This is a genomic window from Bacillus sp. CHD6a (assembly GCF_001293645.1).
Taxonomy (GTDB): Bacteria; Bacillota; Bacilli; order Bacillales; family Bacillaceae_I; genus Sutcliffiella_A.
The window spans coordinates 227,845-240,417 of record NZ_LBMD01000001.1 but is presented as its reverse complement, the minus strand read 5'-3'; the positions used below and the strand labels follow the sequence as shown (position 1 = coordinate 240,417).

12 protein-coding genes are annotated in these 12,573 nt (G+C 38.0%); 9 read left to right on the top strand and 3 right to left on the bottom strand.

From position 1 onward, the window contains the following. The first annotated feature begins 26 nt into the window (after window positions 1-26). The 6 genes from argH to AAV98_RS01245 all read left to right on the top strand — a co-directional run bounded on the left by argH (window position 27) and on the right by AAV98_RS01245 (window position 5,823). Window positions 27-1,418 (top strand): argininosuccinate lyase, encoded by a 1,392-nt coding sequence (gene argH / locus AAV98_RS01270; protein ID WP_060663738.1) that lies wholly within the window; start codon window positions 27-29, stop codon window positions 1,416-1,418. 62 nt (window positions 1,419-1,480) lie between these two features. Continuing rightward, complete coding sequence (locus tag AAV98_RS01265; protein ID WP_060663737.1) at window positions 1,481-2,002, top strand: type 1 glutamine amidotransferase domain-containing protein; 522 nt, start codon at window positions 1,481-1,483, stop codon at window positions 2,000-2,002. Between the two features lie 46 nt (window positions 2,003-2,048). Further along, a complete protein-coding gene (locus tag AAV98_RS01260) occupies window positions 2,049-3,005 on the top strand; it encodes a Gfo/Idh/MocA family protein (RefSeq protein WP_082380714.1) in 957 nt (318 codons plus the stop codon). A 103-nt stretch (window positions 3,006-3,108) separates the two neighbouring features. Then, a complete protein-coding gene (locus tag AAV98_RS01255) occupies window positions 3,109-3,945 on the top strand; it encodes a CAP domain-containing protein (protein ID WP_060663735.1) in 837 nt (278 codons plus the stop codon). 162 nt (window positions 3,946-4,107) lie between these two features. Beyond that, the gene (locus AAV98_RS01250) at window positions 4,108-4,941 is read left to right on the top strand and encodes a dimethylarginine dimethylaminohydrolase family protein (protein ID WP_060663996.1); all 834 of its coding nucleotides are present in this window, start codon (window positions 4,108-4,110) and stop codon (window positions 4,939-4,941) included. Between the two features lie 21 nt (window positions 4,942-4,962). Beyond that, window positions 4,963-5,823, top strand: coding sequence for a YihY/virulence factor BrkB family protein (locus AAV98_RS01245; RefSeq protein WP_060663734.1), 861 nt, complete (start codon window positions 4,963-4,965; stop codon window positions 5,821-5,823). 55 nt (window positions 5,824-5,878) lie between these two features. On the opposite strand, the gene AAV98_RS01240 is transcribed toward AAV98_RS01245, so the two are convergent. Next, entirely contained in the window at window positions 5,879-6,193 is a 315-nt protein-coding gene (locus AAV98_RS01240) for a hypothetical protein (protein ID WP_060663733.1), read from the bottom strand. 130 nt (window positions 6,194-6,323) lie between these two features. After that, window positions 6,324-6,494 carry a hypothetical protein gene (locus tag AAV98_RS20455; protein ID WP_168865731.1) on the bottom strand — a complete coding sequence of 57 codons (171 nt, stop codon included), beginning with the start codon at window positions 6,492-6,494 and terminating at the stop codon, window positions 6,324-6,326. A 151-nt stretch (window positions 6,495-6,645) separates the two neighbouring features. Between AAV98_RS20455 and AAV98_RS01235 the strand changes: the two genes are divergently transcribed. Together AAV98_RS01235 and AAV98_RS01230 are read left to right on the top strand one after the other, a co-directional pair. After that, complete coding sequence (locus AAV98_RS01235) at window positions 6,646-8,835, top strand: AAA domain-containing protein (RefSeq protein WP_060663732.1); 2,190 nt, start codon at window positions 6,646-6,648, stop codon at window positions 8,833-8,835. 108 nt (window positions 8,836-8,943) lie between these two features. Continuing rightward, window positions 8,944-9,657 (top strand): DsbA family oxidoreductase, encoded by a 714-nt coding sequence (locus AAV98_RS01230; RefSeq protein ID WP_060663731.1) that lies wholly within the window; start codon window positions 8,944-8,946, stop codon window positions 9,655-9,657. Between the two features lie 688 nt (window positions 9,658-10,345). Here AAV98_RS01230 and AAV98_RS01220 read toward each other — a convergent pair. After that, window positions 10,346-11,434: a citrate synthase/methylcitrate synthase gene (locus AAV98_RS01220; RefSeq protein ID WP_060663729.1), complete on the bottom strand. Its 1,089-nt coding sequence runs from the start codon at window positions 11,432-11,434 to the stop codon at window positions 10,346-10,348. A gap of 111 nt (window positions 11,435-11,545) precedes the next feature. Here AAV98_RS01220 and AAV98_RS01215 point away from each other — a divergent pair, with 111 nt between their 5' ends. Beyond that, on the top strand, window positions 11,546-12,424 hold the full coding sequence (locus AAV98_RS01215; protein WP_060663728.1) for a LysR family transcriptional regulator: 879 nt from the start codon (window positions 11,546-11,548) through the stop codon (window positions 12,422-12,424). The last annotated feature ends 149 nt before the right edge of the window (window positions 12,425-12,573 follow it).

Sequence of the window (12,573 nt, the reverse complement as noted above, 5' to 3'; positions counted from 1 at the left end):
TACTCTAAGAAAGAGGAGGCAATAACATGACAAAACTCTGGGGTGGAAGATTTACAAAAGAAACAAACAAACTAGTAGAAGAATTCACCGCATCCATTGATTTCGATAAAGAACTCGCATTAGAAGATATCCAAGGAAGCATGGCACACGTACAAATGTTAAGTGAATGTAAAATAATTCCTGAAGACGATGCGAAAACAATCCAACATGGACTCCAAGTAATCCAAAATAAGATAAATGCCGGGGAAGTGGAATTTTCCGTTGCACATGAAGATATCCATATGAACATTGAAAAACTGTTAATAGATGAAATTGGTCCGGTAGGAGGAAAACTTCACACCGGAAGAAGCCGCAATGACCAAGTGGCAACGGATATGCACTTATACCTAAAAAAACAAACGGAAACTATCATATTATTGCTACGTGATGTACAAATTTCCCTCTTAATAAAGTCCAAGGAAAATGTACAAACGATTTTACCGGGCTACACGCATTTACAACGCGCCCAGCCTGTGTCATTTGCCCATCATCTGATGGCATATTTCTGGATGTTTGAGCGTGACAAGGAGCGTCTACAAGACAGCCTAAAGCGAATTAGCTGGTCACCACTTGGAGCAGGTGCCTTGGCGGGCACTACCTTCCCGATAGATCGAGCACAGACTGCCTCCTTATTAGGTTTCAATAAAATATATCCTAACAGCATGGATGCCGTCAGTGACCGTGACTTTATCGTCGAGTTTTTATCTCATGCATCGCTTATCATGACACACATCTCACGTCTTTCAGAAGAAATGGTTATATGGTCCAGTCAAGAATTTCAATTTATTGACCTAGACGATTCTTTCTGTACTGGTTCAAGTATTATGCCTCAAAAGAAAAACCCGGATGTACCCGAATTGCTTCGAGCCAAAACGGGCAGAGTTTATGGAAATCTCGTTGGACTTTTGACAGTCTTAAAAGGGTTACCCTTGGCTTACAACAAGGACATGCAGGAAGACAAGGAAGGAATGTTTGATACTGTTAAGACACTGGTTGGTTCCTTGAAACTTCTGGCACCAATGATTCAAACGATGACTGTAAACGATAAAAAGATGTATGCTGCGGTTTCACAAGACTTCTCAAATGCAACCGATATTGCCGATTACTTAGTTACAAAAGGATTGCCATTTAGACAGGCTCACGAAATAATCGGGAAAATTGTCCTTTATGCCATCAATCAGGATAAATACCTATTAGGCCTAACACTAGATGAGTATAAGAAATTCTCCCCTCTATTTTCGGATGATATTTTCGAGTTGCTTCAGCCAGAACATGTGGTTCGCGCAAGAAAGAGTGAAGGTGGGACATCTTTCGAACAAGTAGAAAGTCAGCTAGCATTAGCAGAGAAGCTAATATATGATCCTGTACCTTCTTCATAATTTGCAAAACGCGATACCCTCGTTCACAATGGAGTTATACTACTGTGAAGGAGGGTATTTTTATGAAATTACATAACAAAAAAATTATTCAATTAGTAAGTGACGATTTTGAGGACTTGGAGCTTTGGTACCCGGTTTTACGTTTGCGTGAAGAGGGTGCAGAAGTGGTCATTGCAGGGGAAAAGGCAGGGACGACCTACATCGGAAAATATGGCGTACCGATTGAATCCGACATATCTTTTCAGGATGCAGACCCAGCAGATTATGATGCCATCTTGGTTCCTGGAGGATGGTCGCCAGATAAACTTCGTAGATATGAAGATATTTTAACGTTTATTCGAACGATGGATGAGCAACAGAAACCAATCGGTCAAATTTGCCATGCAGGCTGGGTATTAATTTCCGCCAAGATACTTCAAGGGAAAAAAGTTACAAGTACACCTGGAATTAAGGACGATATGATTAACGCGGGAGCAGAGTGGGTCGACGAAGCCGTAATTGTTGACGGTCATATCATCTCCAGCAGAAGACCACCAGACCTTCCAGACTACATGAGAGAATTTATCCGAGTATTAGCCGACTAAAATCAGATAGAATTTAACAGGGAAAGCGATCATAGGGGGAGAAACAGTGAAAAAAACATATAAAGTGGGAGTAGTTGGGTTAGGAGTGGTCGGCCAACGGCTAATTTCAGCATTTCAAGATAATGATAATACCCAGATTGCCGCGGTGTGCGATTATAATGAAACTTTGGCAAAAGAAACAGCCAGTGAATGTGGTGATATAGCTTATTATACTGATTATAAACAACTTATTGAACTTAAAGACATTGATTTTGTTTATGTCGCGGTTCCACCAGCAGTGCATTATGAGGTTGTCATGTTCGCTTTTCAGCACAACAAACATGTTCTTTGTGAAAAACCACTTGCCAATAATGAGGAAGAAGCAGAAGCTATGCTTAGTGCTGCAGAGAAATCTGGTCTAGTTCATGCCATGCATTTTCCTCTTGTATATGAAAAAGCATTCGCAACCATAGAGAATCTTCTACGCAATGACTCCTTTGGGGAAATAAAGCGCATTACCTTAAAAATGCATTTTAATCAGTGGCCAAGACCATGGCAACAAACAAATTGGATTAGCTCTAGGAAACAAGGAGGATTCATTAGGGAAATCTCTCCACATTATCTTCAAATGATTCTCCATTTTTTCGGCTCTGTAATAGAAGTCGAAAGCTCTGTGGATTACCCTTCCGATCCAGATCTATGCGAGCAAGGAATCATTGCCGTGCTTAAGCTTGAAAATGGAGCGCGTGTTTTAATTGATGGACTTTCAGGACAAGCGGAGAAGGAAGAAATAGCCTTTACCATTCATGGGGAAAATCAGAGCCTTTCATTACTTAACTGGAGAAAGGTAAGAATGGCTAATAAAGGAGAAAAATGGGAAGACATGGAAGACACCGAGTTGGTTGGTTCGAAGGGAAGCTTGGTGCAACATTTTGTGAACAGGTTAAATAATGAACAAGCCTTTCTTGTCGAATTTAACGAAGGTTTACAGGTTCAACGTGTGTTAGAACAACTTATACGGTAACAACAACTACCAATTTTATCTCTTTTTTATCATTATTACCAATAATACTTTTAAGTGAAATTGCAAAACTAAAAAAGTATTAATGATGAAAAGGAGATGTACAATGAAGAACTTTATAAAAGTAACAACAATTGCTGTTTTCGCATTATCATTAATGGTCGGTTGTAACAACGATGCTACTAACAATAATGATAATATGGATAACAACAACACGGCTTTTCTTGATAATGACAACGGCAACGGAATTACACATGTACGAAATGAAGCTCGCGGGATGGGTCAAAGTGCAGATGTCCAAGAAATAAATAATGGATACTTAACAATTGATCAAAACTCTTTCAGCACATCAATACCTAGTGAAAAATTCCCGCATTTTGAGAAATTCCAGCAAGAAGGACCGTTCGCTATTTACAAATTCCAGCAAGAAATACCTCAGGGTCAACAAGGACAGCCTGCACCAAAACAAGCTCCACAAGGCGGACAAGCTGCACCACCTGAGAATCAACCTGCAGAAAAACCGACAGGTGATAATCAACAACAGGCTCAAGAGTCAACAGAAGGAATTTCTGAAACAGAAATGAAAGTTATAGAGCTCACAAATGCGGAACGCCGCAAAAATGGATTATCAGATCTTAAAGCTGATGCTTCATTGAGCAATGTTGCGCGTGATAAGTCCAAAGATATGCAAGCCAACAATTACTTTTCACACACCAGTCCAACTCACGGATCTCCATTTGATATGATGAGAGACTACGGTATTTCTTATAATACTGCCGGTGAAAATATTGCAATGGGGCAACGTTCTCCTGAAGAGGTAGTTCAAGCATGGATGAACAGTGAAGGACACCGTAAAAACATTCTAACTCCAGATTTCACACACATCGGAGTAGGGTATGTAGAAGAAGGAAATTATTGGACACAAATGTTTATTGGTAAATAAGTAATATATGGAAGCAAATTTAACCTTAAGGTTAAATTTGCTTTTTATTTTCCTAAAATGTTTAAATAATTCTCCGGTTAGGGAATAGAATTCATAGAACAACCTACATATATTTGATCGGAGGATTACAAAGTGACGATTGATTTGGGTTTTACGGATAAAATGACAAGACCTACATGTAAAAATGAATTTGGAGAATTACAAAAGGTCATAGTGTGTCCTCCAACTCATATGAGCATTACGGAAGTGATTAATGAAACACAAAAACATTTCTTGGAAGAAAATATCGACGAAACGTTGGCAACCAAGCAACATCGCAACTTTGTTCAAGCGATGACAGCAAACGGTGTGGACGTGTATAGTTTACCACCAAATGAACAATACCCAGAACAGGTTTTTACTAGAGATATTGGGTTTACTCTTGGAGAAGCCGTTTTTGTGTCAAAAATGGGCAGTAATATTAGATCGGGTGAAGAAAATATCTTAAAATCGTGGTTAGATAAACAACATTTTTCGTATTCATCCTTCTCAGATTACAGTGTGGAAGGCGGAGATATCATCATTGACCGTGATATCGTGTACATTGGTATTAGTGGCAGAACAAGCAAGAGGGTTTTAAAACATATTAGTCAATCTCTTACAGAGTATACCGTTAAACCTATACCGATAGACAAGTCATATCTGCATTTAGACTGTGTATTTAATGTTATTTCGCCGACTGAGGCACTAGTGTTTTCTCCAGCACTAAGAGAAGAAGAATGGAACTTTTTATCAAAGAGATATGAATTGATTGAAGTATCTAAAGAAGAACAATTCACCATGGGAACGAATGTATTGTCGATTGGTAATAAAATAATTTTCAGTCTTCCTTGTAATAAACAAGTAAATGAGCAGCTCCGCAACAGGGGTTATGACGTAGTTGAAGTAGATATTTCTGAAATCATTAAGTCCGGTGGCTCGTTCAGATGTTGCACATTGCCTTTACTTAGAAGCTGAAATGAGAGGTGGGTGTGAAAGTTGTCGCGACTCGTTAATTTTTTGAAAAGATTAGGTCTTGAAATGAAAAAAGACCGCGCCACAGGTTTAGCAGCTGAGCAGGCGTATTATTACATGCTATCATTATTTCCTTTGTTAGTGCTGGCTTTATCCATTATTCCTTACTTGAATATCGATCCTCAAAAAGTAATGGAGTTTTTACAAACTATAATGCCTCGGGAAACTGTTGCAGTATTTGAGGAAAATATCAATGAATTTGTCAATAAACCAAACGGGGGACTGTTGACCTTTGGTATACTTGGAACCATCTGGTCAGCCTCAAACGGTATGAACGCATTTATCAGTGCAATGAATGAAGCGTTTAATGTAGAAGAAAGCAGGCCGTTTTATCTAGTAAGGCTACTCTCTATAGGGCTTACCATTGGGTTAATTGTTGCTTTCCTTATAGCATTTTTTCTACCTGTTTTTGGCGGAATCATCATTAAACAGCTTGAGTCGTTTATCTATATTCCAGGAAGTACAGCCATCATATTAAATATTCTTAGGTTCATCATTGCATTTTTCGTTATTTTTACGATTATTGCCGTCCTTTATCGCATTGCGCCTGATATAAGCAAGTCGTTTAAACAGTTGTTACCCGGTGCAATTGTTGCAACAGTCATCTGGCAACTAGTATCCTTAGGCTTTTCATTTTACGTTAGTAACTTTGGGAACTACTCCGCAACATACGGGAGTCTTGGGGGGGTAATTATCTTGATGTTATGGTTGTTTTTAACAGGACTCGCCCTCGTCATCGGAGGTGAAATAAATGCCATCTATCATAAAGATCGCATTACTACCAGCTCCAATAACTATCACGATGAAAAATTCACAGCACTATAATAACAAAAACACCGTTTTCCTTTAATGGGCAACGGTGTTTTTGCTGGATGAACGCTTACATGCCGCGTTCAAATTCATGAAGTTTTTGTTTTGAACTACTTTTAAATGCATTGGGAAGTTTCTTTATTTCTGCAACAGTAAAGGAAAATACGGATTTTTTCCAATCCATATCATATTTGATGGCTTCTTGCTTACTTTTCAGCCGACCTACTTGCTCTTGGATTGCGTTGTTCTCTTCCTGGAGACGCTCACTCACTGTATTTATATAAGCAAAAGTGGGATTCGTCTTTTTCCTAAATGAGATGAAAGCAATACTAAGCAAAAGTAGGGATATTACGATAATTCCTATACTCAAATATACTAGTAGCACTTTTTTCCCTCCTTTAAATAGATATAGTTTAAATACCCGACAGTAGAGGATAAAAACATCATTGATTTTTACCACAAAAAAAGAAACCTGAGCAAAGAGCTGCAGGTTTCTTACGTTTCGTTTACTATTATTAGCTATGTTTAATCTCTTCTTCGAAATAAAAGGTTTTAGGGTTTTCTTTTATGGTGTAGGAGTATCTTTTTAAATTGGGGACGTAGTTGAATTTTAAGATGGTAACTTCCTCGCCAGTACTTTTCAAGATAACTTTTTCATTATCTTGGAACTTGTTTTTTTGTTTCATTGATGTTCCTTCTTTCCATTTGGAATTCTAATCATTCTTTCATTATCTCATATAATATGAAGTAATCCCACTTAATCATCAAAATTTAATAATTGGAGAGGTTTATGATATAGTTTGGGAATGAAAAAATGATGAGTTGAGGAAATGATAAATGAAGACGATTCAGTATATTAACGAATGGAAAAAAGCATTACAAATTGAAATACAACATTTAAAGAAATTTGGGAGCACCAAGTATCTAATAAGTAATGGACACCTAATATCTACCGATCAAGGTTTTACATACTTCTTTGAAACCTATACTTCTGTAAGAATTCCTGTAGGTTCTCTAGTGAAAGTGGAATGGGGATCAATTAAAACGGAAGGGAAGATACTATCGTCAGAAGGGAAGAATGTCATCATTTATTTCGAACAATCCCTTGGAGACATCCTAACCGAAGCGTATCTTTTTCATGACCCTTGGGAATTATTAGATCAACTTTTCCAACGTCTCGATGAATTGAAAGAAAGTAAAAAGAAGCGGGGCCGTATCAAAAGATTAATGCATCCGGAGATGAAACCAAAACATCCAACTGAGATAATAAAGAGCAGTGTTCATGAATTGATACTACGGTCGAAGTATAATCCCGTTACTTTCGTATGGGGACCTCCTGGAACAGGAAAAACCTATACGTTGGCAAGAGTAGCTGCTAATAAATATTTTAAAAAGAAAAAAGTTTTGCTTTTATCCCACAGTAATCAGTCCGTAGATGTATTAATGCGAGAGATTTCTATCTTTCTTTCCAAGCAGAAACGCAATAAAGAAGGGGATGTTCTCCGATATGGATCACATAACAGTGACATATTGACAAACCTTCCAGCCATTACAACCTCGCAGCTTCTTCAAAGCAGGGACCCGTTACTTGCGAAAGATAGAGATGATGTGTTGGAACAAAGGAAGCTCCTTAAATTTGATTTATCCAAATCCTTCAGTAAGAGGGATTCAGAATCATTGCTTAAGGTTGAAACGAAAATAGCAAAGGTATTGGAAAGAATAAGGCAAAAAGAATTGAGTTTTCTAGAGAATGCATCCATTATAGGCACTACGCTCGCTAAAGCGGCGATGGATCCTGCTATATATGACACAGAATATGATGTGGTTATTGTAGACGAGGCTAGTATGGCATATGTTCCGCAAACAGCTTTCGCAGCCTCTCTTGCCAAACATATCATTATATGCGGAGATTTCAAGCAACTCCCACCAATCGCCTCAGGTAGACATGAGTTAGTAGAAAAGTGGTTAAAAGAAGATGTGTTTCATCGTACAGGAGTAGCGGAAAATGTTCATTCCTCTCGCTTGCATCCACATTTGTTCTTATTAAAAGAACAACGGCGAATGCACCCTGCTATCTCTGCATTTACAAACAAGTATATTTATCATTCTCTTGTAGGTGACCACCCAAGTGTGAAAAAAAATCGACAGCTCATTGCCGGGCAGCGGCCATTCCCTAATCAAGCATCCGTTTTGCTTGAAACGTGCGCTACTGGAGAGCATGCCTTTATTGAAAAAAGCAGCAGGTCCCGAATTAATTTATGGCATTTACTCAAAGGATTCCAACTCATTCATGAAGCATATATAGAGGGTGGAAGATCTATTGGTTATATTTCACCATACCGTGCTCAAGCTCAATGGATGGATGTGTTGCTGCAAGATATTTATGGACTAGAACTTGAAACTGCCGAGATTGTAACCGCTACGGTTCACCGTTTTCAAGGAAGTGAGCAGGATATTATCATATTTGATTCTGTCGATAGCTTTCCTATAGAGAGGCCGGGCATGTTGTTAGTTGGTAAAGAAAGCGAACGTTTATTGAATGTTGCCATCACAAGGTCTAAAGGAAAGTTTATTCACATTTGTGACAGTCAATTTATAAAAAAGAAGGTTTATTATAATAAGATTATTAGAAAATTAGTAGACTATCAGGCAGAGTCGCAATTTCATGTCCAACCACATCAAGTAGGTTCTTGGATTAAACATCAGCATCCAAAGGTGCAATGGATGCATGCTAGAAAGTGGGATAGAGTGATGGATGACATGAAACGTTCTACTCATTCTATTACAGTAGGTATTCAAAACAATAGTATGTTACCAGAGGAATGGAGAACCTACCTAACAAAGTGGAAAGACAGGGTATCCATCATCACAGAGGAAGTAACGTTTCCATTTATTATGATTGACAACCGCATTCTATGGCTTGGAGTCCCAGTAGAGGCAACCACTAATACAAAACCACCTTATGTAAGTGTCAGGGTGGATTCAGAAGCACTCTGTCAGAAACTTATTCATCAATTTGGGGTTTAAGAGGGAAATTGGGCCAAGTTTCTGGTTTACTCCTAAGACTTATTGTAAGAGGTTTTTCACATATTATGGTATGATAATATACACTAGTTTAGGAAATGAGGTGCAACGATGAAAATAGAAATCTGGTCAGATTATGTTTGTCCTTTCTGCTATATCGGAAAACGAAGATTGGAAAAAGCATTGGAAGATTTCCCACATAAAGATGAAGTAACAATTGAATATAAAAGCTTTGAATTAGACCCAAATGCAAAGCGTGATACGGAATTCTCTATATATGAAATACTTGCAAAAAAGTACGGCATGCCTGTAGAAGAAGCCAAAAGAATGAGCGCAGGGGTTGCAAAACAAGCTGCTGAAGTCGGTTTGGAGTTTAATTTTGATACCTCTATCCCAACAAATACATTTGATGCTCATCGTTTAGGAAAATTTGCCGAAACAAAAGGTAAAGCGAAAGAAATGACCGAACGTTTACTAAGAGCACATTTCACAGAGTCAAAACATATTGGCGATAAAGGCTATTTAAAAGAATTAGGGATAAGCCTAGGGTTGGACTCTGTGGAAGTGGAAGAAGTTTTAGCAGGAGATGCTTTTGAAAAAGATGTTCGTTTCGACCAGAGAGAAGCAAGAGAAATTGGTGTACAAGGTGTTCCATTCTTTGTATTAAACAGCAAGTATGCCATTTCTGGTGCCCAACCACCGGAAGTTTTTGCAGAAGCTTTAGCTAAAGTTTGGGAAGAAGAAAATCAAAAGCCAAAACTGCAGAATTTTGAATCTAAGAATAAAAGTGAGACATCCTATTGCTCTGATGATTGTTGTGAGTGAATTGGTTTTGGGGGACAGGTAGTTTGACCCGCTTTTATCACTGTTAAAAACAATATGGATATTTAAGTATGGAGCAGCCAGAACCTTTTTTGTGGGGTTCTGGTTTTTCTTTAAGTGATGGGGATCAATCTACCAATCATGCAAGGTGAAGGTACTACTAGGCTGAATTTATAGTTGGATAAGTCCTCATACACTATTTGAATAGATTATAATATTGTTATGTAAACTTAATGTCTAGATATTGTAGATAATCAATCATATAAGGGGAGAGATCGTAGTGTTACATTGAAATGTCCGAAGATTTTATGATTTTGTCCAAAGTTTTCACGAAGTTGACCGAAGATTTTCGGTTTTTGACCAAAGATTCAAGAAAGTTGACCGAACCAATTTTTCAAATGACCGAACACCTCAAATATTTATCCAAACATCCACGTACAATTGTCCAAACCCTCCTCCAAAACAGCATAAAAATGTCCGAACTTGAGTAGATTTTGACCGAACGGTTTTAAACACCCTAAGATGCACTAATTTCTTTAGTTTTTTCTTAAGTATACTTATAAATACACACAAAAATTTTGCATAGCAGCCTACCACCATCTCGTTAATTCCGGAGAAAGTTTGTAGTTTTAGAAAATGGACAAGACTAAAAATTCACCACTAAAAAAGCACCTTTATATAAGGCGCTCGCTTACCTATAATTCCCCACATACTTCGACAACGGCCGGTAAATCACATTATCCTCAGCCTGTTCCAAAACATGCGCGGTCCAACCGACCATTCGACTAGCTGTAAAGGTTGGCGTAAAAAGGGAAGAATCCATTTGAATTGCTTTCATAATGGCTGCTGCATAAAACTCAACATTCGTATATAGTCCTCTACCTGGTTTGAGTTCTTCCAACACATCGATAGCCGCACTCTCTACCTCTAAAGCTAAATCCAGCCATCTATCTCTTCCTACAAGGCTAGATAAAGTTTCCTTTAGTGCAATAGACCGGGGATCACGCGTTTTATATACTCGGTGCCCAAATCCCATCAGTTTTTCTCCTGCCAGTATTTTTTCTCGTAAGTGCAACTTTTTGTCTTTTACTTCACTCAATTCGTTCAAAAGAAATATTACCTCAGATGGTGCGCCACCATGCAAGGGGCCGTTCATCGTACCGATTGCAGAAGTCACTGCAGATGCAAGGTCCGTTTCGGTTGAAGCGGTTACTCTGGCGGAGAAAGTTGATGCATTCATACCGTGTTCCATTGTCAGTATCATGTACGTCTCCAATGCACGGACATGCTCAGGGCTTGCTTCTCTTCCGTTTAACATATACAAATAATTCTCAACATGGCTTAAATCTAGACGCGGAGGAATTAATTCTTTTCCTTCTAAACTTCTCTTTCTACAGGCAATGATTATAGGGATAACCGCTGTCAGTTTCATCGCATCTTCAAATGTAGGTTTCCACTTCATAGATTGGTCTCCGGCACTGGAAATCACTGTTCTTATGATACTCATCATATCCATATTTTCTGGAAGAGCAAATAAGACTTTTTTCATCGTTGGGGAGAGGCGCCTATATGATGTAAAAATTGACTTGAATTTTTCTAACTGTACAGCAGTAGGAAGTTCTCCGAACCATAAGAGATGAGCAATTTCCTCGAAAGAAAACTCATTTGAAATGTCTCTAATCTCAAATCCACGATAAACTAAACGGCCATTTGTCCCATCCACTTCGGCAATACTTGTTTGAGCAGCAATGACACCTTTTAATCCTCTTTTTACATCCATTCATAATCACCCTTTCTTTTGTTATTTATATCTTATAAAATATGGATGATTATGAAAATTAAAGATTATTAAATATATTGATTAATAAAGATAATAAGAGGGTGAAGTCCAATGGAACTGAACTGGTTAAAAACCTTTGTTACTGCTGCAGAACATAGTAATTTCAGAAAAGCATCAGAATTATTGTATATTTCACAACCAACAGTGACTGTACATATCAAGCAGTTGGAAAAGGAAGTCGGGATAGAACTGTTTGTTCGAGATGGTAGAAGAGTTATGTTAACAGAGGCAGGGAGAAGTTACTTAAAACATGTAAAAACGTTATTAGCTCTTTATGAAGAAGGAATTTCGGAGTTACATTCCATTCAGCAGGGGTTCACATCACAACTCACCATAGGAATTTCGCCATTAATTGCAGATACGATTTTGCCTTTTGTGCTTAAACAATTTATTCAGTCCCATCCTACAATAGAAATATCTGTTAAAATCATAGAATCAATTAAAATTGAACATGCTGTGGAATTGGAGGAAGTGGATATCGGTTTATCATGTCTGCCTAACAGAAAAACAGACCTGAAATGCCACTCCTTATATGATGATCCCCTAGTTTTGGTTGTGCCTCACGATGGCTTTGATTTGGAGACAGGGTTGCCACTTGAAGAAGAGGATATCTTTGGCCAGCACACCTTATTGACTCACAATCATCCTGGGTATTGGGAGGAACTATGTCAGCAGATTAAAGCCAAATATCCTCTTACAAAAATGATGAAGGTGTCCCAAACTCATATAACTAAGAGGTTTATTATTGAGGGATTAGGGGTGTCTGTCTTACCTAAATCTACGGTGAGACGCGAATTGTTAGAAGGAAGGCTCCTCGAAGTTGATTGCCGGTCTATAAATCTACCAAATGCAAAGACTTATGCTTTGATGAAATATGAGCATTCATTACAAAATGAGTTTTTAAGATTTATATCACAATACAGAATTTAATAATAAGCAAAATGAAAACATTACTCCCACAAAAAGGAGTAGTGTTTTTCTTTTGTTCCTGCTTATTAACAAATCTATAAAAATCGGTATTTTCTCTTTATCTACTTTATATAGTAATAGTAGTGGGACGAATATACATTACTATACAT

Coding starts and splice junctions, on each gene's coding strand:
- AAV98_RS01230 (WP_060663731.1), top strand. CDS start 8,944: ATGAAAATAGAAATCTGGTCAGATTATGTTTGTCCTTTCTGCTATATC.
- AAV98_RS01250 (WP_060663996.1), top strand. CDS start 4,108: ATGACAAGACCTACATGTAAAAATGAATTTGGAGAATTACAAAAGGTC.
- AAV98_RS01215 (WP_060663728.1), top strand. CDS start 11,546: ATGGAACTGAACTGGTTAAAAACCTTTGTTACTGCTGCAGAACATAGT.
- AAV98_RS01265 (WP_060663737.1), top strand. CDS start 1,481: ATGAAATTACATAACAAAAAAATTATTCAATTAGTAAGTGACGATTTT.
- AAV98_RS01235 (WP_060663732.1), top strand. CDS start 6,646: ATGAAGACGATTCAGTATATTAACGAATGGAAAAAAGCATTACAAATT.
- AAV98_RS01220 (WP_060663729.1), bottom strand. CDS start 11,434: ATGGATGTAAAAAGAGGATTAAAAGGTGTCATTGCTGCTCAAACAAGT.
- AAV98_RS20455 (WP_168865731.1), bottom strand. CDS start 6,494: ATGAAACAAAAAAACAAGTTCCAAGATAATGAAAAAGTTATCTTGAAA.
- argH (WP_060663738.1), top strand. CDS start 27: ATGACAAAACTCTGGGGTGGAAGATTTACAAAAGAAACAAACAAACTA.
- AAV98_RS01255 (WP_060663735.1), top strand. CDS start 3,109: ATGAAGAACTTTATAAAAGTAACAACAATTGCTGTTTTCGCATTATCA.